We start from the raw sequence: 21,107 nt of genomic DNA, 5'->3' as shown, positions 1-21,107 counted from the left end.
GTCCTCATTTCGTGGCGATGGCCACGGCCATGCGCTCGATCGTCGGGTCGTCGAAGAGGTCGTCGATGTCGGCGTCCACGGAGAACCGCGCCCTGATCCGGTCGGTCAGCGCGGCGGCCCGCATCGAGTCGCCGCCGAGGTCGAAGAAGTTGTCGCGCACGCCGATGCCGTCGAGGTCGAGCGTGGTCGCCCACAGGTCGCGCAGCGTGTGCTCGACGTCGGTGCGCGGCTCCTGGTAGGGGCTGTCGACGTCGGGGCGCTCCTTGGGCGGCTCGGGCAGCGCGTTGCGGTCGATCTTCCCGTTGGTCGTGAGCGGGAACTGCCCGACGACGTAGGCCGAGGGGACCATGAACGAGGGGAGCAGTTTCGCCAGGGTCCGCCGCACGTCCCGGATCGAGGGGTCGCCCTCGACGTAGGCGACCAGGCGGGTGTCCCCGTCGGCGTCCTTCTTGGCCAGGACGGCCGCCTGCCGCACGCCGGGCTGGGCCGCGATGGCCACCTCGATCTCGCCGAGGTGCACCCGGTTGCCGCGCACCTTCACCTGGTTGTCGGTCCGGCCGACGATCTCGATGCTGCCGTCGGTCCAGAAACGGGCCAGGTCACCGGTCCGGTAGAGGGTGCCGAGCTCGTGCTCGACCCACTTCTCGGCGGTGGCCTCGGGCCGGTTGAGGTAGCCGGACGACAGGCTCTCGCCCGCGACGCACAGCTCGCCGACGACGCCCGGCGGGACGGGCTTCAGGCGCTCGTCCAGGACGTAGGTCCGCACGTTGGGCGTGGGCCGGCCGATGGGCGGGAGTCTCCTGGCCCGCTCGCGTTCGCCGAGCTCCTGCCCCAGGTCGGTGATGTCGCAGGTCGCGACGACGGTGGCCTCGGCGGAGCCGTACAGGTTGAAGACGTGGAAGGGGAGGCCGAGGGGCCACGACTGGACCCGCTCGCCGCAGATGCGGATGTTCTCCAGAACGGTGTCGGACGGCCACTCCAGGCCCCAGAGCCGTTCGCACATCGCCTTCATGAGCAGCGTGTGGGTGATCCGGCTCTTCACGAGCCAGTCGCGCAGCCACTCGGGCGAGGTGACGACCGCCGGTTCGGGGATGTGGACCGGCGCGCCCGCCGCCAGCACGGAGAAGCACTCGACCTCGACCATGCCGTAGCCGGGCGCGGCCAACCACGTCCCGCGCGAGGCGGGGGTGACGCCGCAGATCGTCCGCATGGAGTGGATCAGGTTGCGGGCCGCGCCGTGGCGGACCATGACGGCCTTCGGCTTGCCGGTGGAGCCGCTGGTGTAGCAGATGTGGATCAGGTCGTCGGGGCCGACGGCCGAGGTGACCGGAGTCGGCGGCTCCAGCCACCAGTCGTCGCCGTCGAGGGTGACGACGTGGCCGGTGACGACCTCACGGTGGGCGTTCATGGTCAGGGTGAGCTTCGCCTCGCCGTCCACGATCATGAACTGGACGCGGTCGGCGGGGAAGTCGGGGTCGAGCAGGATCGCGGCGGCCCCGGCCTTGAAGCAGGCGAGCTGGGCGATCAGGCTCTCCGGGCCGCGCGGGAAGCAGGTCCCGACGCGGTCGCCGCGGTGGACGCCCAGCTTCCTCAGCCGGTGGGCCAGCCGGTTGGCGTCGGCGTCGAGCTCGCGGAAGGTCATCGTGCCGCCCGGCCAGACGATCGCCTGGGCGTGCGGGGTGGCCTCGGCGATCTCGGCGACGCGCTCGTGGAAGTAGGGGGCGGGCACCGGCTCGCCGGTCTGGTTCCAGGCCACCAGCATGCGCCCGGTCTCCTCGGGGGTGAGGATCTCGATGTCGCGGACCCGCGTGTTGGGGTCGGTGCAGCGGCTCAGGTGGGTGGCGTACTGGTCGGCCGCGTCGGCGTCGAACTCCGCGCCGTCCATGCGGAGCGTGGTCCCGTCGAAGGACAGCGGGCCGATGGTGATCGGCAGGGTGGCGTCGATCTCGCCGACGGTCATGTCGCCGGTGACGTGCGTGCCCGCGATCTCGGTCTCGCCGGTGTAGCGGTGCAGCAGGGCCACCAGGGCGCGGCCCGGCGTCTCGACGGCGCGTTCGTGCGTGACGGCCGGGTCCCCGCCGGGACGGGCCAGGGGCAGTGCGGTTTCCATGATCAAGTCCTGTCTATTGGGCAGGTTCACAGCGCGAGCCACGGCCGGCCTTCGGCCGTCCGCGTCTCGCTTTCAGGCAGCCACAGTGGAGGCGCGGCCGGCGGCGACGGCGTCGGCGAGCTGGGCGACCATGCGGGTCGTGCGGTCCCAGCCGACGCAGGCGTCGGTCACGCTCTGGCCGAAGGTCAGCCGCTCGGGTTCGCCCAGCACGAGCTCCTGCCGGCCTGAGGCCAGGAAGCTCTCCACCATCAGGCCGGCGATGCCGCCCTCACCGGCCGCGATGCGGCGGGCGACGTCGGCGACGACGACGGGCTGGCGTTCGTGGTCCTTGCCGCTGTTGCCGTGGCTGGCGTCGATCACCAGCCGCTGCGGCAGCCCCGCGCCGCCGAGGGCGTCGAGGGTCCGGGCGACGTCCAGCGGCCCGTAGTTCGGCCCGGCCGCGCCGCCGCGCAGCACGATGTGACAGTCGGGGTTGCCGCTGGTCTCGATGACGGCGGCCAGGCCGTCGTCGTCGATGCCGGGGAACACGTGGCCCTGGGCGGCGCAGACGATCGCGTCGATGGCGTCGCCGACCGCGCCGGTCGTGGTGTTCTTCATGCCGACCGGCATCGCCAGGCCGCTGGTCAGCGCGCGGTGCGTCTGGCTCTGCACGGTCCGGGCGCCGATCGCGCCCCAGCAGACCACGTCGGACAGATACCGGGCCACGGTCGGGTCGAGGAACTCGCACCCGGTGGGCAGGCCGAGCTCCAGCACCTTCGTCAGCAGCTCGCGCGAGAGGCGCAGGCCCTCGTTGACGTCGTGGGAGCCGTTCAGGTGCGGGTCGCTGACCAGGCCCTTCCAGCCGAGGCGGGTGCGGGGCTTCTCCACGTACACCCGCATGACGAGCAGCAGGGTGTCGGAGACCTCCTCGGCCAGGTGGGCCAGGCGCTCGGCGTAGGCGAGGCAGGAGACCGGGTCGTGCACCGAGCACGGGCCCGTGACGACGAGCAGCCGGTCGTCGGTGCCGTCGAGGATCCGGGCGATCTCCTCGCGGCCCCGGAGCAGGGTCTCGGCGGCGAGGTCGCCCACCGGGATGGTGGCGCGCAGTTCGGCCGGGGTGAGCAGCGGCTCGACCGCGGCGATGCGGGGGTTCACCGTGCGCATGTCGTGTCCTCCCTGGTGAGCACTGCGGCGGAGAAGGTGAAGCCCATGCCGGTGCCGAGCACCAGCACCGAGGCCCCCGGCGCGATCAGGTCGTCGCGGACCAGGTGGTGCAGGGCGTAGAGGCCGTCGGCCGGGCCGAGGTGCCCGGTCGCCAGGCCGAGCTCCAGCAGGGTGTTGCGCGGCGTGAAGCCGTCGAAGGGCCGCAGGAAGCTGTCCTGGTGCAGGGCCCGCCCGACGAAGGGCGTGACGAACCAGTCGAGGTCCTCAAGCGGGACGCCCGCCTCGTCGCACGCCCGGGTGACCACGCTGTGGGTGCGCTCGGCCGAGCGCCGGCGCACGTCCTTCAGCGACAGGCCGCTGTGGGCGAGGAACGCCCGGGTCCGGCCGCGCATGTCCGCTCCCGGCTGGGGCGCGGAGCGGAACGGTTCGTCCCCCCGCGACAGGCCCTCGAGCGCGGCGTCGGTCTCCGACACCAGGCTGCGGAGCCGGAGCAGGCCGCTGTTCCTGGTCAGCACGGCCGCCGCCGCGCCGTCCCCGAACACCATGCCGGGGGACAGGTACCACCGGTCGGCGGGCGGCGCGAACCGGTCGGCGACGGTGATCAGCGCCGAGGGCAGCTCGGGCCGGGCGGTGAGCGTGTTCGCCGCGATCTCCAGGCTGGCGAGCGAGCCGTTGGAGGCCGCCTGGACCGACATCGGCATGCCGCGCAGATCGGTGCCGAGGAGCTCCCCGGCGATCCAGCAGGCGGCCGGCCACATGTCGACGCCCTGGAAGTGGCTGTGACTGTGCAGGTGGAAGGTGTCCGGGCCGACGTGGGCGCCGGTGTCCTCGGCCGTCTTGACCGCGCGGCGTCCGGCCGCGACCGCCATCTCGGGCGGGGCCTGCCGCGACATCGAGACCGAGACCTGCCCGGTGCTCCTCGCGGCCTCGGCCGAGTAGTCGCCGGAGGCGACGGCCCGTTCGACCGGGACCCTTTCGCCGAGCGTGCCGCCGGTTCCGGCGACCCATATGTCATCGAACCGCATCGCTCGGGATCCTTTCTGTGCGGGGGTTGTAGGCGTGTAACCAGGCCACGTGGTCGTGCAGGTCCGTCTCGGACAGCGCGGCCAGCATGCCGTTGCGCTCCCGGGCGGCCTCGCCGGCCGGGTGGTAGATCCGGTCGCCCAGCCACCGGGCGGCGCGCGTCGCGTCCGCGGTGCGCTCCCGCCGCAGGGCGGCGTAGGCGTCGAGGTCGGGGAAGACGTCGCCGAGCACGACCGCGTCCTCAAGGGCGGTGCAGGCGCCCTGGGCGGCGTACTGGAGCATCGGGTGCGCCGCGTCGCCCAGCAGGGCCACCCGGCCGTCGGTCCAGGCCGAGACGGGGTCGCGGTCGCACAGGACCCAGGTCCGCCACTCGTCGCCGAGGGCGAGCAGAGCTCTGGCCGTGTCGCTCAGACCGGGAAACCGGTTCCGCACGACCTCCCGCGCGACCGGCTCACCCGCGACCTCCCGGGTGGCTCCGTCGTCGACGGTGGCGGCCAGGTTGAGGAACGCGCCGCCGCCGATCGGATAGTGCACGAAGTGCCACTTGGGCCCGGCCCACAGGGTGACGACGTTCCACCGCAGCTCCTCGGGGACCCGCTCCATCGGGATGACCGAGCGGTGGATCGTGTGGCCGGAGACCCGGGGCCGCCCGTCGCCGACCAGCTGCGCCCGGACCGCGGAGCGGATCCCGTCGGCGCCGATCAGGTAGTCGGCCTCGAAGCGGGTCACGGTGCCTGAGCCGGTGGTCCGGCCGTCGGCGGTCACCTTGCCGGCGATCCGGCTCGTCACGACGACCTTGTCCGCGGTCTGCGTGTAGCCGGTGACCGCGTGGCCCGGCAGGAGCTCGATCCGGCCGTCGGCGCGGCAGGCGTCCAGGAGCGGCTGGTAGAGGTCGCCCCGGTGGACGACCGCGTAGGGGTTGCCGAAGCGCTCCCGGTAGGTCCCCGTCAAGGGGAGGCCGGTGACGCGGCGGCCGGTGGTGCCGTCCATGAGGCGCAGTTCGTCGATGAAGACCGCGCGCTCGCGCACCCGGTCGCCGACGCCCAGCAGGTCGAGGGCGCGGAACGCGTTGGGCGCGAGCTGGATCCCGGCGCCGAGCTCGGCGAACCGGTCACCGCGTTCGAGCACGGTCACGCGGTGCGGATCATTGGTGCCTGCTCGGGCGATCGAGAGCGCGGCCGCCAGGCCGCCGATCCCGCCGCCGGCGATCAGTGTGTTCGCCATGTCCGTCCTTTCGCTGTTACCGCTTTCCACGCTATGGCGGTAACTACGGGCAAACAATGGCGTCTCGATTAGCGCTGTTTATGAAGAAAAAAGGCCGGACCCCTTATCGGGGACCGGCCTTTTCGGCGCTTTTCTCAGGCGTCGACCCTCTCCTTCTCGGCGACCGGCGTCGCGGCCTCGCGAGGGCGCAGGACGGCCGCCGCGATCAGCGCGATCAGCACCGACAGGACCGTGCTGATCCCGAACGCGACGTGGTAGCTGCCGATGTTCTGCGGGTCGGTGGTCGGCACCGCCGCCGTCACGGCGATGGCCAGCAGCAGGCCCACCCCGAGCTGGCGCAGCGAGTTGTACAGACCGCTGGCCAGGCCCATGCGCGGCCCGTCGACCCCGGTCGTGGCGGCCACCGCGGTGGAGATCATCATGACCGTCACGCCGAGCCCGATCAGGACGCCGCCGGGCAGCACGTGCAGCCAGTAGCTCCCGTTCACGGGGACGGTGAGCAGCCAGGCCGAACCGGCGGTCAGACAGGCCGCGCCGCCGATGAGCACCGGCCGGGGCCCGACGCGGCCGGTCAGGTCGGCCACGAACTTCGCGGCCAGCACGGTCACGACGGCCTGCGGGAAGAACGCCAGGCCCGTCTGGATGGCGGAGTAGCCGAGGCCGTGCTGCATGTAGAGGGTCAGGAAGTAGGTCGAGATCGACATGACGCCGCCCGACAGGAACGCGATGGAGTCACCGGCGACCACGCCGCGGATCTTGAAGATCGACAGCGGCACCAGCGGGTTGGCCGAGCGGGTCTGGAGCACGAAGAACGCGGCCAGCAGCACCGCCGCCCCGATCAGCGGGTAGACGACGCCGGGGGCCGACCAGCCGTGGTCGGTGGCGGTGGTGAGGGCGTAGGTCAGCGCGCACATGCCGGCCGTGACCAGGATGGCGCCGGGGACGTCGATCCGCTGGGTGCGGTGGGCGACGTGGTCGGCGTCCAGGCGCCTGACCGCCCGGAGCACCAGCGCGACGCCGACGGGGACGTTCACGAACATGACCGCCCGCCAGCCGAACAGCTCGGTCAGCACGCCGCCGAAGAGGACCCCGCCGGTGAACCCGGCCGAGGCGACCGCGCCGAAGATGCCCATGGCCTTCGCGCGTTCCTTGCCTTCGGGGTAGCCGCCCGCGATCAGCGCCAGCACGGCCGGCGACACCATCGCCGCCGAGAGGCCCTGGAGCGCGCGGGCCACGATGAGCACGATGGGCTCGGTCGCGACCCCGCCCGCCAGGGACGCGGCGGTGAAGACGGCCAGGCCGCCGACGAACATCCTCTTGCGTCCCACGATGTCGCCGAGCCGCCCGCCGACCAGCAGGAACCCGCCGAAGAACAGCGCGTACGCGCCGACGACCCACTGCAGGGCGCTGTCGGTGAAGCCGAGGTCCCGCTGGATGGAGGGCAATGCGACGTTGACGATCGCGAAGTCCAGGACCAGCACGAACTGGGCCATGCACAGCAGTGCCAGGGCCGGCTTGCGGTTCTCCTGGGACATGGTCTTTCCTCCTCTTACTTGTTTGTTACCAGTGAAATCCGTTTACTGGTAAGCGTGAAAGGTCAGCCGGGAGACAGGGAGACCGCGCCGGGCCCGCTGGCGCTGGTCCAGTCGTTCGTGAACAGCGTCAATGTGGAGTTCGGGCCCGACGAGTTCGCCACGGCCGAAGGGGTGGAGCGCTGGCTCGCCCGCCACGGCCTCTCGGCCGCTGTAGGCGAGCTCGACCGGCGCGACGCCGTCACCCTGCGGGAGGCGCTGCGCGCCGTGCTCCGCGAGAACAACGGCTCGGCCCCCGACCGGGAGGCGCGGCTGACGATCGGCCACGTCGCCCGTGACTGCCCGCTGGTGCTGTCGGGCGAGACCCTCGGCCTGCGCCCGGCCCAGCAGGATCTGCGCGGCGTCTTCGCGACGGTCCTCGGCGCGGTCGCCTCGGCCGTGGCCGACGGTTCGTGGTCCCGGCTGAAGACCTGCCGCGAGCAGCGGTGCGAGTGGGCCTTCTACGACCGGTCCCGGAACCGGGGCAGCCGCTGGTGCTCGATGGCCGTCTGCGGCACCCGCGCGAAGATGCGCACCTACCGCCGGGGCACGGCCGACCGGCCGGCGCGCTGAGGGTTCGACGTCGCCCCTCACGGTGCCGCCTCCCGTCCCAGCAGATGGCGGGCGACGACCAGTTTGGTCGCGGCGGCGGTGCCGTCGGCCAGTTGCAGGCCGATGACGTCGCGGAGGCGCTGGGCCACCGGGCCGTCCTCCGACCAGCCGACGTGGCCCATCGTGAGGAGCGACTGGTGGACCGCCTCCATGGCGGCCTTGGGGGCCCACCACTTCGCCATGTTCGCGGGCAGGCGCGGGTCGCGCCCCGCGTCGGCGGCGGCCAGGGCCTCGTAGGAGACCAGGCGCGCGGCGTGCAGCATCGTGGCGTGTTCGACCAGGGGGAACGCGACCGACTGGAACTTCCCGATCGGCCGGCCGAAGGCCTCCCGCCGTCCGGCGTAGGCCATCGCCTCGTCCAGCGCGGCCTGGCCGACGGCGATGGCCATCAGGGAGATCAGCGCCCGGGACACCCCGAAGCCGCGCATGACCTCGACGAATCCCGCGCCCGGCCGTCCGACGAGGTCGTCGTTGGCGACGTGCAGGCCGTCGAGGGTGAACCGGCCGCGCCCGCCCGCCCGGCAGCCCAGGTCGGAGTGGAGCTCCCGGCGGACGCCGTGGAGGGGGGTGTAGAAGGCGCTGATCCCGCGCGCCCCCGGGCCGCCCGTGCGGGCGAACAGCAGGGCGTGGGTGGCGTAGGCGGTGGCCATGATGGAGGTCTTCTCGCCGGTCAGCCGCCAGCCGTCGGGGAAGTGCTCCCCGGCGGTCTCGATGGCCGCCGCGTCGGTCCCGTGGCCGGCCTCGGTCAGGCCGAGGGCGACGACGGACGTCCCGGCGGCGATGCCCGGCAGCCACCGGGCCAGCTGGGCCGGGGTCCCGTTGGCGGCCAGCACGCCGCCGACCAGCGCCGCGTTGAGCACCGGGTAGCAGACCGACAGGTCGGCCGCCGCTAGCTCCTCCAGCACGATGCCGGCGCTGACCGCGTCGAGGCCCTGGCCGCCGAACTCCTCGGGGACGCGTAAGGAGAACAGCCCCTCGGCCGCCATGTCGGCCAGCAGGCCCGGACGGTATTCGGCCCGCCGGTCGCTCTCGGCCCGGAAGGGCGCGACGCGGTCGGCGGCGAACTCGCGGACCCGTTTGGCCAGCGTCTCCTGCTGGGGTGTGAAGTCGGTGTTCATCGCAGCCCCTCCCGCAGCGCGAACTTCTGGATCTTCCCGGACGGCGTGCGCGGCAGGGAACCGACGATCTCCAGCCGTTCCGGCCAGTACTGCTTGGCCATCCCGAGCCCGGCCAGGTGCACCCGCAGGTCGTCGAGGCTCGGAGCGGGGGAGGCCACCATCACCGCGCAGGCCCGCTCGCCGAGCCGGGGATCGGGGTAGCCGACCACCGCGACGTCGCGGACCGCGTCGTGCCGGAGCAGCGCGTTCTCGACCTCGACGACGGGGATGTTCTCCGCGCCGCGCATGATGACGTCCTTCACGCGGCCGGTGATCCGGATGCCGCCGTGCCCGTCGTCGCGGGCCAGGTCGCCGGTGTCGAACCAGCCATCGTCGGTGAGGCACGCCTGGTAGACGTGCTCGCGCCGGAAGTAGCCCAGGCACTGGGACGCGCCCCTGACCTGGAGCCGGCCGCCCTCGGCGATCCGCACCTCCATGCCGGGCACGACCGTGCCGTCGCTCTCGGCGGCCCGCATCGGCGGGTCCTCGGGACGGGTGATGGTGACGCAGCCGTTCTCGGTCATCCCCCACAGGGCGTAGAGGCGGCAGCCGAGCACGTCGCGGGCGCGTTCGACCAGGTAGGGCGCGATGGGCGCGCTGCCGGTCGCGAACGTCGCCAGGGCGCTCAGATCGCGCGGCCGGGCGGACTGGGTCTCGATGAGGTCGGACAGGAAGGTCGGGGCGCCCATGAAGAAGGTCACCCGGCGCTCCTGGAGGATGTCGAGCATCCGGTCGGCGTCCCACGACTCGACGTGGACCGCGGTGCCGCCGAGCAGCAGCGGCATGATCAGGTTCCAGGTGAACCCGGCCTGGTGCGTCGTCGGCGACCCCATGGCCGTGACGACGTCGGCGGTCAGGTGGAGCACGTCGGCCTGGGCCCGGTTCATCGCGTGGAGGGTGTCGTGGCTGTGCACGACGCCCTTCGGCTCCCCGGTCGTCCCGGAGGTGAAGGCCACCTGGGCGGGGTCGCCGGGGCCCGACTCGGTGACGCCGTCGAGGTCGCTCTCCGGCAGGGACAGCTCCTCGGCGAACAGGGTGTGACGCAGCTTCGGCGCGTCCACGGAGGCGATCATGTCCTTGTACGAGAAGCCGCGGAACTCGCGGCGCGCGATGTAGACGGGGCTCTCGGTCAGGTTCAGCATGAACTGGACCTCACGCCGCCGCATGATCGGCACGACCGGGCCGGGGATCGCCCCGATCCGGTAGCACGCCAGGATCAGCGCCGCGAGCTGCCACGAGTTGGGCAGCTGGAGCGTCACGACCTGGCCCTTGGCCACACCGAGGCGGTGCAGCAGGGTGGCCATGCGGTCGACTCGGTCGAGCAGGTCGCCGTAGGTCAGTTCGACGGCCGTGCCGTCCTGGTAGCAGACCAGGGCGAGCTTGCCGCGCGGGTGTCCGCGCAGGTCGTCCATGACGGTCATCGCGGATCCCTCCCAAGAGCCGCTCGTGCCCTGGCCGCGACCGAGGCGGCGGTGACGCCGCCGCGCTCGGCGAGATACCGCTGCCCGCCGGCGACGGGGACGAACGCGTCCGGCATCGCAACCCGGAGCACCAGGCTGGGGGTGATCTCCGCCAGCGACTCGGCCACGGCCGACCCGAACCCGGCGTTGCGCCAGTGTTCCTCGACGGTGACCACCACGCCGGAGCGCCGGGCGTGGGCGGCGATCGTGGCGACGTCCAGGGGCTTGACGGTGTGGACGTTGAGCACCGACGCGCGGACGCCCTCCTGCTCCAAGAGGTCGGCGGCGTCGAGGGCGGCGATCACCGGGTAGGGCCCGCAGGCCGCCAGCGTCACGTCGGCGCCATCCCTGAGCACCTGCGCCAGGCCGAGCCTGACCGGCGGCGCGTCGGGGATCTCCGGGGTCGCGTTGCGGCCGAGCCGCAGGTAGACGGGGCCGTTGACGCCCAGCGACTGCCGGAACAGGGTCCCGGTCTGCGGGCCGTCGGCCGGCACGACCACGGTCATGTTGGGCAGCGCCCGCATCACGGCCAGGTCCTCCAGCGCGTGGTGGGTCGGCCCGAGGTGCCCGGCGGACACGCCCGAGTGGGTCCCGGCGATCCGCACCGGCAGGTTGTTGAGGGCGATGTCGATCTTCACGGCCTCGTTGGCGCGCGACGACGCGAACGCCGCCATCGTGTTGACCAGCGGGATCCGGCCCGACTTGGCCAGCCCGGCCGCCGCGCCCATCAGCGTGTGCTCGGCGATGCCGAGGTTGACGTAGCGCTCGGGGAACTTCGCGGCGTCGAACAGGCCGGTGTCGGAGTCGAGGCAGACCAGCCGGTCGTCGCGGGGGAGCAGGTCCAGGACGGCGTCCCGGTAGACCTCACGGGAGGAGGGGCTCATGACACGGCTCCTCTCCGGAGCGCGGCGAGGGCCTTGGCGTGCTGCCGTTCGCCGAGCTTGGCGTAGTGGCTGCGCGGCTGGTCCTCGACGAACGGGATGCCCTTGCCCTTCACGGTCCGGGCGATCACGACGGTCGGGCGGCCGGGGACCGGCGGCTCGGTCAGCGCGGCCTCGAGTTCCTCCACCGAGTGGCCGTCGACCTCGCGTACCGACCAGCCGAAGGCCGACCACCGGTCGGCCAGCGGTTCGAGCGCGTCGATCGTCTCGGTCCCGCCGGTGATCTGGAGCCGGTTGCGGTCGACGATCGCGACGACGCTGTCGAGGCGCTGGGCGGCGGCCACCGAGGCGGCCTCCCAGACGGAGCCCTCCTGGAGCTCGCCGTCACCCATGACGACGAAGCACCGCCGGTCCGCGCCGTCGAGCCGGAACCCGAGCCCGAACCCGACCGCCAGCGCCAGCCCGTGGCCGAGCGACCCGGAGGGCATCTCGACGCCGGGGATCTCGGCGTGGGGGTGGGCCATGAACTCGCTGCCCGGCTGCGCGTACTCGTTGAGCCGGGTCGCCGGGAAGAAACCGGCCTCGGTCAGCGCCGCGTAGAGCGCCAGGCCGCCGTGCCCCTTGCTGAGCAGCAGGATGTCCCTTTCGACGGCCCCGGGCCGGGACGGATCGACCCGCAGCACCCGCGTGTAGAGGGTCGCGAGGATCTCCGCGAGCGACATCGAGCCGCCCAGGTGGCCGCCCTCGGGGCTGGCGCACAGGTTGACGATGTGCTCCCTGATCCGGGCGGCGGTCCCGGCCGCCGTGCCCAGGTCCTGGGGGGCACCGATGGTGGTGGTCATCGAGACTCCTAGTTGGGGTGCAGGCCCACGAACTCCAGGCCTTCGCGTTCGGGACGGCCGTGGCGGATGTTCATGCACTGCACGGCGTTCCCGGCGCCGCCCTTGACGAGGTTGTCCAGGGCCGCGATCACGGTGACCGTGGTCGACCCGGCGTCGAGGGCGAAACCGACGTCGCAGAAGTTCGAGCCGGAGAGGATCTTGGCGTCCGGGAAGCGGTGCAGCCCGCGCCGGTGGGCGACGACCCGCACGAAGTGCTCGTCGGCGTACCGGTCGCGGTAGGCCGCCCGGATCGCGCGCTCCTCGGTGCCCTCGGTCAGCGGGGCCGTGCAGACGAGCTGCACACCGCGGACCGCCTCGATCCCGGTGGCCCGCATGCGGACCGGCAGGCCGGTGGCCTGGGAGATCTCCGCCTCGTGGCGGTGGCGGGTGGGCGCGAAGACGCGCAGGGCGCCGCTGCGTTCGGCGTGCAGGTTCTCCGCCCCGGCGGTCGCGCCGGCGCCGCTCGACCCGGTGCGGGCGTCCACGGACAGCTCGCCGTGGATGAGCCCGGCCTCGGCCAGCGGGGTCAGCGCCAGGATGCCGGCGTTGGCCATGCACCCGGGCACGCTGATGCGGCTCGACTTCTGCAGCTCCTCGCGGTGCAGCTCCGGCACGCCCGTGGTGAAGGTCCCGATCAGGTCGGGGGCCACGTGGTCGACGCCGTAATAGTCGGCGTAGACCTTGGGGTCGTGCAGGCGGAAGTCGCCGGACAGGTCGATCACGGTCGCGGCCAGCCCGAGGAACTCGGGCATCCGCCGCATGGTCTCGCGGTGGGGCGTGGCCAGGAACAGCACGTCGTAGGGGCCGTCCTGGTCGAGCTCCTCCTCGGAGACGAAGGACAGCCGGGTGCGGCCACGCAGGTTGGGGTGGGCCCCGTCGATCAGCCGGCCGCGCAGCCGCCGTGAGGTGGCGGCCGTCAGCTCGGCCGAGGGGTGCCCGGTGAGGATGCGCAGGAGTTCGCCGCCGATGTAGCCGGCGCCTCCCACGACGGCGCATCGGATCATGCCTCTGCCCTCGCGATCGCGTAGGAGGCGATGACGTCGGCGACGTCGATCTCGTGGGCGTCCTGGAAGCCCCGGAACTCGACCCGGTCGTTGACCTCCAGCACCGTCAGGTGGCCGTCGGCGTCCTCCAGCAGGTCGACCCCAGCGATCTCGGCGCCCACCGCCTCGGCGGCGGCCACGGCGAGCTTCGCGTGGACGTTGGTCAGGTCGCACTTCACGGACACGGCGCCGCGGGCGACGTTGGTGCGCCACTCGTCGCCGCGCCGGTAGGTCGCGCCCAGCGCCTCCCCGCCGACGACCAGCACCCGGATGTCCCGGTCGGCCTTCTCGACGAGTTCCTGCACGTAGACGATGTGCTGCTGGGGCGAGGGCAGCGCCGCGACGTGTTCGAGGATCCCCACGGCGGTGGCCCGGTCGGGGATCGCGGTGACCAGGCGTCCCCACGAGCCGACCAGCGGTTTCACCACGGCCGGGTAGCCGATCTGGTCGAGGGCGTCGTGGGCCGCCTCCGGCGTCATGGCCAGGGCCGTGCGGGGGGTCGGCAGGCCCTTGGCCATGAGAGCCGAGGTCGTCAGCCACTTGTCGCCGCTGACGTGGGTGGCGGCGGCGGTGTTGAGGACCGCCGCCCCCGCCGACTCCAGCGCACTGGCGGCGTAGAGGGCCCGGTAGTGCCCGATCTCGCGGTTGAGCACCGTCAGGTCCTGGCGCGTGTCGTCGCTGACGACGAGCGACCGGGGATCGAGGTGGACGAACGAGACGCCGCGCCGGTCGAGCGCGGCCATGATCTGCTTCTCCTCGAACCGCACCCGTGACGCGAGCACGGCGAGGCGGGTGTCGGAGTTCATCACTCTCCCCAGTCCTCCTCGACCTCGGGGGCGATCGTCAGGGACGGCGGCGTGACGGAGGCGATCTCCAGTTCACTGCGGCAGTCGAGGCATTCGACGATCTCGCTCACCCGGGCGTCGGCGTCGATGGAGACCTGTGCCGCGCACTCGGGACACTCGGGGGCGTTCACAACGTTCTGCATGGCTCGTCCCTCTGTCGTCGGGGGAATTTCGGCATTTCAACCGTAACCAGAATCGGCGGTGAATCGCCAATAAGGGTTGCCGATCGAAGTGAATTCCCGCGCTTATCGGGGGCCATATAAACACGTCGTCCTCAGAGCATAAGCGCTCCTACTCGCCGGACGGAAGAAATGTATTCGGTGAATTATTAAGCTCGGCTGGAGTCGTATATCCCATTAGGAGGGCTCATGCGAGCGACAGCCCTGCAAGAACTCCCGGCTCTGGGGTCGCCCGGGGAGCGGTTCGCCGCCGAGGTGGCCGCCGGGGCCCGCGCGGTCCCGTTCGACCTGCACCTTCCGGCCGCGTTCCCGCTGTTCGCGGCCCGGCCGCGCTACACCGTCCGGCACCTGCTGAAGACGGCCGACGTCGCCGACGATTCCGTCGCCTACGTCCACGAACCGCCGAAAGGCCGGCTGGAGAGCGCCGGAACCGCTTATGACGCCACCCCGGAGGCCGCTTTCGCGCCCCGGCTGATGAAAGCGCCGCTGACCGACCTCTCCGTCGAGGTCCCGCTCCCCGACGGCGTCGCCGCCGATCCCGCGCTGCTCGCCGCCTATGTGGACTACCGCGTTCTGGTACGTCTCTCCGTCGTCGAGAACGAGTCCCTGCTGCACGGCACCGCCGACGGGGCCATCACCGGCCTGCTGGGTCTGCCGGGCAGCCGCTCGGCGGAGAGCCACGACGACCTGGCCACCACCGTCACCCGGGCCGCCGGGGAGATCGAGGAGACCGGCGGCTCCTGCGACGGCGTGGTGGCGCATCCCGAGACGTACTGGAAGATGGTCCGCGACGACCTGCTGGCCCGGTTCCAGAACTCCGGCATCACCGTCTCGCGGACCCGCATGATGCCGAAGGACACCCTGCTCATGGGCGACTTCCGGGCCGCCTGCACGCTGCTCATGCCGGGCGTCGCCTCGATCGAGCTGGTTCCCGGCGCGGTCAGGGCCACCTCCCGGATCGGGCTGGCGGTGCACCTGCCGCAGCACCTGATGGCGGTGAAGTGGCATGGGTGAGCCGCGCGTCCTCTACATCACCGGCTGGCTGCGCAGCGGCAGCACCATGCTCGGCAACGTCCTAGGCGAGCTGCCCGGCGTGCTGCACGTCGGCGAGCTGCACTACCTGTGGCAGAACGGCATCCTCAAGGCCGGCACCAACTCCACCTGCGGCTGCGGCGCCGACGTCACCGCCTGCGACCTGTGGTCGAAGGTGATCACCTCCACCGGTGGTGATCGGCTGGGCGAGGCGCGGCTGATGACGCTCCAGCAGCGGGCGCTGCTCCGCACCCGCCACACGCGCGACCGGATCGCCGAGTCGACCGGCCGGACCGCCACGGCTCCGGGGGTGGCGCAGGCGGTCGGCCGTACCGCCGCGATCTACCGGACCCTCGCCGCGCACGGCGGCGAGCGCCTCATCGTCGACGGCTCGAAGTTCCCGGCCGAGGCGGCGGCCCTGCTGGGCCGCGCCGACCTCGACGTGAAGGTGCTGCACATGGTCCGCGACCCGCGCGCGACCGCCTTCTCCTACGCGAAGGCCAAGGACTACATCGACCCGATGAGCCCCGCGCGCAGCAGCGGCTTCTGGACCGGCTTCAACCTGGCCTCCGAACTGTCCGGCCACGCCGCGCCCGACCGCTACCTGCGGGTCCGCCACGAGGACCTGTGCCGCGACCCGCGCGGGACGCTCGCCCGGGTGCTCTCCTTCGCCGGTCTCGACGACGAGCCGCCCGCCGACGCGGACGGCAACGTCGTGCTGAGCGTGAACCACACGGTCACCGGCAACCCCGACCGGCTGTCGGCCGGTCCGGCGCGCATCCGCGCCGACGAGCGCTGGCGCACGGGCCTGCCGGCCCACGCCCGCGCCGCCGCCACCGGCCCCGCGCTCCCGCTGCTCGGCCGGTACGGCTATCCGATTCTGACCTGAGGGGAAAGTCATGGATCTGCGGCTCAAAGGGCGCGTCGCCATGGTGGCCTGCTCCAGCAGCGGCCTCGGCCTGGGCGTCGCCAAGGCCCTGGCCGCCGAGGGGGCCAGCGTCGCCATCTGCGGACGCGACCCCGGCAAGCTGGCCCGCGCCCACGTCGAGGTGAGCGCGATGGGCGACGGCGACGTGCTGAGCGTCCCGGTGGACCTGTGCGACGAGAACGCCGCCGCCGCCTGGGTCCGCGACACCGCCGCCACCCTGGGCGGCATCGACATCATCGTGACCAACTCGGGCGGCGTGCCGTTCGGCCCGGTCGACGCGTTCGGCGTGGCCGACTACCGCGCCGCCCTCGACGCCAACCTGATCCCGCACATCGCGCTGACCCTGGCCGCGCTGCCCCACCTCAAGAAGGGCGGCTGGGGCAGGGTGCTGATGATCGCCTCCGAGTCGGTCAAGCAGCCCCACCCCGAGAGCGGCCTGTCGTCGGTGGCCCGGCTGGGCCTGCTCGGCTACATGAAGGGCCTGGTCGGCGCGCTGGGAGCGAGCGGGGTGACGGTGAACGTGCTGGCCCCCGGCTTCCATCGGACCCCGATCCTGGACGAGCAGTTCGGCGACGCCGTCGAGGACGAGCTGGCCCAGGTCGCCCGGCGGATCCCGCTGGGCCGGATCGGGGACGTCGACGACTTCGGCGCCCTGGCCGCCTTCCTCGTCAGCGACCAGGCCTCCTACGTCACCGGGACGGTCTTCGTCGCCGACGGCGGCAACACCAGAGGAGTGTGAATTTCGTGTCTGTGCTCGGCGAGGTCGCCACCACCCATACGGCGGCCCTCTACGTTGTCAAGATCGGCAGCGCGAGCCTCGCCCATGAGACGGTCTTCGACGAAGTGGCCCGCCTGCGCGGCCGCGGCGCGAAGATCCTCCTGGTGGCGGGCGGCGCGGCCGGCATCGCGGCCCACTACGAGGCGATCGGACGCCCGGTCCGCAGCCTCGACCTGAAGAACGGCGCCACGGCGCGCTACTGCCCGCCCGAGGAGATGGACCACATCGTGGCCGCCTACGAGCGGGTCACCCTGCCCCGCGTCCGCGAGGCGCTGACCTCACGCGGGCTGACCTGCTTCACCTCGACCGCCCACGCCGGTTCGCTGGTGACGGCCCGGCCCAACCCGCCGCTGCGAGCGGTCGAGGGAGGCCGGTCGGTGATCGTCAGGGACCACCGGGCCGGGACCGTGTCCGAGGTCGCGACCGGGTGCCTGGCCCAGCTGCTCGACGCGTTCGACGTCGTCTGCGTGGCCCCTCCGGCCGCCGCCGCGGACGGAGGCCCGCCGCTGAACGTCGACGCCGACGTGCTGGCCGCCGAGCTGGCCAACGCGCTCGGCGCCGACCACCTGCGGCTGGTCACCGGCACGCCGGGCCTGCTGGCCGACCCCGCCGCCGACACGTCGGGGATCCCCGACGTCGCCCGGGGCGAGGGCCTGCGCTTCGCCCGGGGCCGCATGCGGCAGAAGGTCCGCGCGGCCGAGATCGCCCTCGACGGGACCGCCGACGTCGCCATCACCGGGCCCCACTCGCTGGAGGCCGGGACCCGGTTCTGGCGGGCCGACCCGCCCGCCGACGACCTGACCCTGCTCACCCGCGCCGTGGAGATCTCCTCGGTGTCGCGGGACGAACGCGAGCTGGCCGACTACCTGGCCGGATGGTGCCACGAACGCGGCATCGACGCCGAGGTCGACGAGGCCGGCAACCTCGTGGCCTGGAAGGGGTCGGGCCGCCGCAGCCTCCTCATGCTCGGCCACCTCGACACCGTCCCCCACCGCTGGCCGGTCCGGTGGGACGGGGGCACCCTCTCGGGGCGTGGCTGCGTCGACGCCAAGGGCAGCCTGGTCGCCTACCTGGAGACCCTGCACGACCTCGACGTCCCGCCGGACACCCAGGTCAGGGTGGTCGGCGCGGTCGAGGAGGAGATCACCTCGGCGGGCGCGTTCTTCGTCCGCGACCACTACCGGGCCGACGCCGTCATCATCGGGGAGCCGTCGGGCGCGGGCGCGCTCACCATCGGCTACTACGGCCTGCTGAAGGTCCGGATCGGCGTCGCCGACCCCGTCGGGCACACCGCCGGTCAGGGCGTCACCACGGCCGCCGACCAGATGGTCGACGTGCTCGCCCGGCTGCGGGCGAGCCTGGCCGAGGAGGGCCCCGACGCCCTGCTGGCCGTGCTGGGGATCCACGCCGTCAACGGCGGCGACGTGCAGCGCGGGGAGGCGGTCGTGGACGTCCGCGTCCCCTCGACGATGTCGCTCGACGACCTCGTCCGCCACCTGCGGGAGGTCGCCCATCCCGTCGAGGTCGAGGTGCTCCGGGCCACCCCCGGTCACCTGACCGCCCGGACCAGCCCGCTGGTCAAGGCCTTCTCGCGGGCCTTCCGGGCCGAGGGCGTGGTCAACCGGTTCCTCGCCAAGAAGGGGTCCAGCGACATGAACACCCTGGCCACGACCTGGCAGGGGGTGCCGATGGTGGCCTACGGCCCCGGCGACGCCAAGCTCGACCACACCCCCCACGAGCACCTGGAGGCGGGCGAGTACCGGCGGGCCCGCGCGGTCCTGTCGCGGGCGGTCGCCGAATGGATCGCCGCCGGGACCCAGACGATGAGGAGGGCCGCCTGATGCCGACCCCGACACTGGAGATGGCCGCCACCACCCACCTGCGGACGCTGGAGGCCGAGGCCGTCCACATCATCCGCGAGACCGCCGGCGAGTTCGAACGCCCCGTGCTGCTCTTCTCGGGCGGCAAGGACTCCATCGTCATGCTGCACCTGGCGCTGAAGGCCTTCACCCCCGCGCCGCTGCCGTTCCCCCTCCTGCACGTCGACACCGGCCACAACTTCCCCGAGGTCATCGCCTTCCGCGACCGGGTCACCGAGGGCCTGCGGCTGAACGTCGCCTCGGTGCAGGACTACATCGACCGGGGCGCGCTGCCGGACGTGCCGGAACGGAACGGGCTCCAGACCACGCCGCTGCTCGACGCCATCGAGTCGGGCGGCCACGACGCCGTCTTCGGCGGCGGCCGGCGCGACGAGGAGAAGGCCCGCGCCAAGGAGCGGGTGTTCTCGCTGCGCGACGAGTTCGGCGGCTGGGACCCCCGCCGCCAGCGCCCCGAGCTGTGGAACCTCTACAACGGCCGCCACACGCCCGGCGAGCACGTGCGCGTCTTCCCGCTGTCCAACTGGACGGAACTCGACGTCTGGCAGTACATCGCGGCCGAGGACATCGCCTTGCCGCCGATCTACTACGCCCACGAGCGCGACGTGTTCGACCGGCGCGGCATGTGGCTCTGCCCCGGTTCGTGGGGCGGCCACGACGAACGGCTGGTCCGCCGGACGGTCCGCTACCGGACGGTCGGCGACATGTCCTGCACCGGCGCGGTCGAGTCGGCCGCCCGCACCCCGCTGGAGGTGATCGCGGAGATCGCGGCGTCGCGGATCACCGAGCGCGGCGCGACCCGGGCCGACGACCGGCTGGCCGAGGCCGCCATGGAGGACCGCAAACGAGAAGGGTATTTCTGATGTCCACGCTGCTCCGGCTGGCCACCGCCGGCTCCGTCGACGACGGCAAGTCCACTCTGGTCGGACGTCTCCTGCACGACTCCAAGTCGGTCATGTCCGACCAACTGGAGAAGATCGCCTCGCCCAGCGACCTGGCCCTGCTGACCGACGGCCTGCGGGCCGAACGGGAACAGGGCATCACCATCGACGTCGCCTACCGCTACTTCGCCACCCCGCGCCGCCGCTTCATCCTGGCCGACACCCCGGGCCACGTGCAGTACACCCGCAACATGGTGACCGGCGCGTCGACGGCCTCGCTGGTCGTCCTGGTGGTGGACGCCCGCCACGGCGTGACCGACCAGACCCGGCGGCACGCCGACGTCGCCGGGCTGCTGCGGGTGCCCCACCTGGTGCTGGCCGTCAACAAGATGGACCTGGTCGGCTGGTCGGAGGAGGTCTTCGCCCGGATCGCCGGTGACCTCGACTACCCCGGCGAGGTCACCGCCATCCCGATCTCCGCGCTGACCGGCGACAACGTGGTCGTGCCCTCGGCCCACATGGACTGGCACACCGGCCCGACCGTCATGGAGTTCCTGGAGACGGTCGAGGTCTCCGAGGACCTCACCGCGCTCCCCGCCCGCCTTCCGGTCCAGTACGTCATCAAGACCCGGGGCCGCCGCGCCTACGCCGGCCAGCTCACCGGCGGCATCCTGCGCGTCGGCGAGCGGGTCACCGTCCAGCCCGGCGGCCACACGACCACGGTGACCGGCATCGACGTGCTCGGCGACCCCGTCGCGACGGCCTGGGCGCCCCAGTCGATCGCGGTCCGCCTGGCCGACGACCTCGACGTCTCCCGGGGCTGCCTGATCGCCCCGGCGGCCACCGCGCCCCCGGCGACCCGCGAACTCCACGCCACCGTCTGCCACCTGCACGAGAAGGACCTGCGCGTCGGCGAGAAGATCCTGGTGAAGCACACCACCCGGACGGTCCAGGCGGTCGTCTCGTCGATCGGGCCGGGAGACTCGCTCGGCATCAACGACATCGGCGACGTGGTCGTCCGCACCGCCGCCGACCTGGCCGTCGACGACTACGGCGACAGCCGGACCACGGGCGCCTGCCTGCTGATCGACCCCGCCGACGGCGCGACCCGCTCGGCCGGGATGATCTCGGTCGCCTAACGGGTGCGGACCCTGGCCAGGCCGCCGAGAGCCATCGCGACCAGCCCCACGACCACCGCCAGGTAGCCGCCGACGATGCCGTAGCCGGTGCCGGGCCCGCCTTCCGCGGCGGCCACCACCAGCCCCCCGACGACCGCCCCGGCCAGGCCCGCCCCCAGGGCGACGACGGTCCCCCTCCGCCGGGCCCGGGCCAGCGCGAGCCCCCCGGCCACCACCCCGACCAGCCCGACTCCGGCGGCCACCAGGGACCAGGCCCGCCCGGACGTCAGGTTGTAGTCGACGAGGTATGCGATCGCTGACATGAGGTGCTCCTTCCGCTCGTACGACAGAACGCTCCGATCGT

20 protein-coding genes are annotated in these 21,107 nt (G+C 72.7%); 7 read left to right on the top strand and 13 right to left on the bottom strand.

Annotated features, from left to right (window positions below):
* Window positions 1-4: 4 nt before the first annotated feature.
* The 5 genes from AW270_RS35655 to AW270_RS35635 all read right to left on the bottom strand — a co-directional run bounded on the left by AW270_RS35655 (window position 5) and on the right by AW270_RS35635 (window position 7,035).
* On the bottom strand, window positions 5-2,110 hold the full coding sequence (locus AW270_RS35655; protein WP_061300557.1) for a non-ribosomal peptide synthetase: 2,106 nt from the start codon (window positions 2,108-2,110) through the stop codon (window positions 5-7).
* 72 nt (window positions 2,111-2,182) lie between these two features.
* Entirely contained in the window at window positions 2,183-3,253 is a 1,071-nt protein-coding gene (locus tag AW270_RS35650; protein ID WP_061300556.1) for a 3-deoxy-7-phosphoheptulonate synthase, read from the bottom strand.
* Window positions 3,241-4,278, bottom strand: a complete 1,038-nt coding sequence (locus AW270_RS35645) for a ketoacyl-ACP synthase III family protein (RefSeq protein WP_061300555.1) — start codon at window positions 4,276-4,278, stop codon at window positions 3,241-3,243. The genes AW270_RS35650 and AW270_RS35645 overlap by 13 nt, the downstream gene beginning before the upstream one ends.
* A complete protein-coding gene (locus tag AW270_RS35640; RefSeq protein WP_061300554.1) occupies window positions 4,265-5,500 on the bottom strand; it encodes an FAD-dependent monooxygenase in 1,236 nt (411 codons plus the stop codon). The genes AW270_RS35645 and AW270_RS35640 overlap by 14 nt, the downstream gene beginning before the upstream one ends.
* Window positions 5,501-5,634: 134 nt before the next feature.
* The gene (locus AW270_RS35635; RefSeq protein ID WP_061300553.1) at window positions 5,635-7,035 is read right to left on the bottom strand and encodes an MFS transporter; all 1,401 of its coding nucleotides are present in this window, start codon (window positions 7,033-7,035) and stop codon (window positions 5,635-5,637) included.
* 54 nt (window positions 7,036-7,089) lie between these two features.
* On the opposite strand from AW270_RS35635, the gene AW270_RS35630 reads away from it, so the two are divergent.
* Window positions 7,090-7,644: a CGNR zinc finger domain-containing protein gene (locus tag AW270_RS35630; RefSeq protein WP_063819462.1), complete on the top strand. Its 555-nt coding sequence runs from the start codon at window positions 7,090-7,092 to the stop codon at window positions 7,642-7,644.
* Window positions 7,645-7,661: 17 nt separating this feature from the next.
* Here the strand turns inward: AW270_RS35630 and AW270_RS35625 are convergent, their stop codons facing one another.
* From AW270_RS35625 to AW270_RS35595, 7 genes are read right to left on the bottom strand one after another with little or no spacing between them, the layout of a single operon-like run.
* Entirely contained in the window at window positions 7,662-8,801 is a 1,140-nt protein-coding gene (locus AW270_RS35625; RefSeq protein WP_061300552.1) for an acyl-CoA dehydrogenase family protein, read from the bottom strand.
* Window positions 8,798-10,261, bottom strand: coding sequence for an AMP-binding protein (locus AW270_RS35620; protein ID WP_061300551.1), 1,464 nt, complete (start codon window positions 10,259-10,261; stop codon window positions 8,798-8,800). The genes AW270_RS35625 and AW270_RS35620 overlap by 4 nt, the downstream gene beginning before the upstream one ends.
* Window positions 10,258-11,184 (bottom strand): transketolase family protein, encoded by a 927-nt coding sequence (locus AW270_RS35615; protein ID WP_061300550.1) that lies wholly within the window; start codon window positions 11,182-11,184, stop codon window positions 10,258-10,260. Before AW270_RS35615 ends, AW270_RS35620 begins: the two co-directional genes overlap by 4 nt.
* Entirely contained in the window at window positions 11,181-12,023 is an 843-nt protein-coding gene (locus AW270_RS35610) for a transketolase (RefSeq protein WP_082802103.1), read from the bottom strand. The genes AW270_RS35615 and AW270_RS35610 overlap by 4 nt, the downstream gene beginning before the upstream one ends.
* A gap of 8 nt (window positions 12,024-12,031) precedes the next feature.
* On the bottom strand, window positions 12,032-13,066 hold the full coding sequence (gene argC, locus AW270_RS35605) for an N-acetyl-gamma-glutamyl-phosphate reductase (RefSeq protein ID WP_061300549.1): 1,035 nt from the start codon (window positions 13,064-13,066) through the stop codon (window positions 12,032-12,034).
* Window positions 13,063-13,911 (bottom strand): RimK family alpha-L-glutamate ligase, encoded by an 849-nt coding sequence (locus AW270_RS35600; protein ID WP_061300548.1) that lies wholly within the window; start codon window positions 13,909-13,911, stop codon window positions 13,063-13,065. The genes argC and AW270_RS35600 overlap by 4 nt, the downstream gene beginning before the upstream one ends.
* Window positions 13,911-14,093 (bottom strand): hypothetical protein, encoded by a 183-nt coding sequence (locus AW270_RS35595; protein ID WP_061300547.1) that lies wholly within the window; start codon window positions 14,091-14,093, stop codon window positions 13,911-13,913. The genes AW270_RS35600 and AW270_RS35595 overlap by 1 nt, the downstream gene beginning before the upstream one ends.
* Before the next feature lie 225 nt (window positions 14,094-14,318).
* On the opposite strand from AW270_RS35595, the gene AW270_RS35590 reads away from it, so the two are divergent.
* Genes AW270_RS35590 through AW270_RS35565 form a run of 6 tightly spaced genes read left to right on the top strand, consistent with a single transcriptional unit; the run spans window position 14,319 to window position 20,764 of the window.
* Window positions 14,319-15,143, top strand: coding sequence for a family 3 encapsulin nanocompartment shell protein (locus AW270_RS35590; protein WP_218009431.1), 825 nt, complete (start codon window positions 14,319-14,321; stop codon window positions 15,141-15,143).
* Window positions 15,136-16,050, top strand: a complete 915-nt coding sequence (locus AW270_RS35585; protein WP_061300546.1) for a sulfotransferase family protein — start codon at window positions 15,136-15,138, stop codon at window positions 16,048-16,050. Before AW270_RS35590 ends, AW270_RS35585 begins: the two co-directional genes overlap by 8 nt.
* Before the next feature lie 10 nt (window positions 16,051-16,060).
* Window positions 16,061-16,828 (top strand): SDR family NAD(P)-dependent oxidoreductase, encoded by a 768-nt coding sequence (locus tag AW270_RS35580; RefSeq protein ID WP_061300545.1) that lies wholly within the window; start codon window positions 16,061-16,063, stop codon window positions 16,826-16,828.
* Window positions 16,829-16,833: 5 nt separating this feature from the next.
* On the top strand, window positions 16,834-18,708 hold the full coding sequence (locus tag AW270_RS35575; RefSeq protein WP_245675018.1) for a M20/M25/M40 family metallo-hydrolase: 1,875 nt from the start codon (window positions 16,834-16,836) through the stop codon (window positions 18,706-18,708).
* The gene (gene cysD, locus AW270_RS35570) at window positions 18,708-19,607 is read left to right on the top strand and encodes a sulfate adenylyltransferase subunit CysD (protein WP_061300543.1); all 900 of its coding nucleotides are present in this window, start codon (window positions 18,708-18,710) and stop codon (window positions 19,605-19,607) included. Before AW270_RS35575 ends, cysD begins: the two co-directional genes overlap by 1 nt.
* Entirely contained in the window at window positions 19,607-20,764 is a 1,158-nt protein-coding gene (locus AW270_RS35565; protein ID WP_063819461.1) for a sulfate adenylyltransferase subunit 1, read from the top strand. Before cysD ends, AW270_RS35565 begins: the two co-directional genes overlap by 1 nt.
* Here the strand turns inward: AW270_RS35565 and AW270_RS37150 are convergent.
* A complete protein-coding gene (locus tag AW270_RS37150; protein WP_063819460.1) occupies window positions 20,761-21,066 on the bottom strand; it encodes a DUF6223 family protein in 306 nt (101 codons plus the stop codon). The genes AW270_RS35565 and AW270_RS37150 overlap by 4 nt on opposite strands.
* Window positions 21,067-21,107 lie beyond the last annotated feature (41 nt).

The sequence above is a fragment of the Herbidospora cretacea genome, assembly GCF_001570605.1.
GTDB lineage: Bacteria > Actinomycetota > Actinomycetes > Streptosporangiales > Streptosporangiaceae > Herbidospora > Herbidospora cretacea.
This window is presented reverse-complemented; position numbering and strand designations above follow the sequence as displayed.

What these genes read in the sequence shown, in the direction of transcription:
- AW270_RS35655 (WP_061300557.1), bottom strand. Translation starts at nt 2,110, where the DNA reads ATGGAAACCGCACTGCCCCTGGCCCGTCCCGGCGGGGACCCGGCCGTC.
- AW270_RS35650 (WP_061300556.1), bottom strand. Translation starts at nt 3,253, where the DNA reads ATGCGCACGGTGAACCCCCGCATCGCCGCGGTCGAGCCGCTGCTCACC.
- AW270_RS35645 (WP_061300555.1), bottom strand. Translation starts at nt 4,278, where the DNA reads ATGCGGTTCGATGACATATGGGTCGCCGGAACCGGCGGCACGCTCGGC.
- AW270_RS35640 (WP_061300554.1), bottom strand. Translation starts at nt 5,500, where the DNA reads ATGGCGAACACACTGATCGCCGGCGGCGGGATCGGCGGCCTGGCGGCC.
- AW270_RS35635 (WP_061300553.1), bottom strand. Translation starts at nt 7,035, where the DNA reads ATGTCCCAGGAGAACCGCAAGCCGGCCCTGGCACTGCTGTGCATGGCC.
- AW270_RS35625 (WP_061300552.1), bottom strand. Translation starts at nt 8,801, where the DNA reads ATGAACACCGACTTCACACCCCAGCAGGAGACGCTGGCCAAACGGGTC.
- AW270_RS35620 (WP_061300551.1), bottom strand. Translation starts at nt 10,261, where the DNA reads ATGACCGTCATGGACGACCTGCGCGGACACCCGCGCGGCAAGCTCGCC.
- AW270_RS35615 (WP_061300550.1), bottom strand. Translation starts at nt 11,184, where the DNA reads ATGAGCCCCTCCTCCCGTGAGGTCTACCGGGACGCCGTCCTGGACCTG.
- AW270_RS35610 (WP_082802103.1), bottom strand. Translation starts at nt 12,023, where the DNA reads ATGACCACCACCATCGGTGCCCCCCAGGACCTGGGCACGGCGGCCGGG.
- argC (WP_061300549.1), bottom strand. Translation starts at nt 13,066, where the DNA reads ATGATCCGATGCGCCGTCGTGGGAGGCGCCGGCTACATCGGCGGCGAA.
- AW270_RS35600 (WP_061300548.1), bottom strand. Translation starts at nt 13,911, where the DNA reads ATGAACTCCGACACCCGCCTCGCCGTGCTCGCGTCACGGGTGCGGTTC.
- AW270_RS35595 (WP_061300547.1), bottom strand. Translation starts at nt 14,093, where the DNA reads ATGCAGAACGTTGTGAACGCCCCCGAGTGTCCCGAGTGCGCGGCACAG.
- AW270_RS35590 (WP_218009431.1), top strand. Translation starts at nt 14,319, where the DNA reads ATGCGAGCGACAGCCCTGCAAGAACTCCCGGCTCTGGGGTCGCCCGGG.
- AW270_RS35585 (WP_061300546.1), top strand. Translation starts at nt 15,136, where the DNA reads ATGGGTGAGCCGCGCGTCCTCTACATCACCGGCTGGCTGCGCAGCGGC.
- AW270_RS35580 (WP_061300545.1), top strand. Translation starts at nt 16,061, where the DNA reads ATGGATCTGCGGCTCAAAGGGCGCGTCGCCATGGTGGCCTGCTCCAGC.
- cysD (WP_061300543.1), top strand. Translation starts at nt 18,708, where the DNA reads ATGCCGACCCCGACACTGGAGATGGCCGCCACCACCCACCTGCGGACG.
- AW270_RS35565 (WP_063819461.1), top strand. Translation starts at nt 19,607, where the DNA reads ATGTCCACGCTGCTCCGGCTGGCCACCGCCGGCTCCGTCGACGACGGC.
- AW270_RS37150 (WP_063819460.1), bottom strand. Translation starts at nt 21,066, where the DNA reads ATGTCAGCGATCGCATACCTCGTCGACTACAACCTGACGTCCGGGCGG.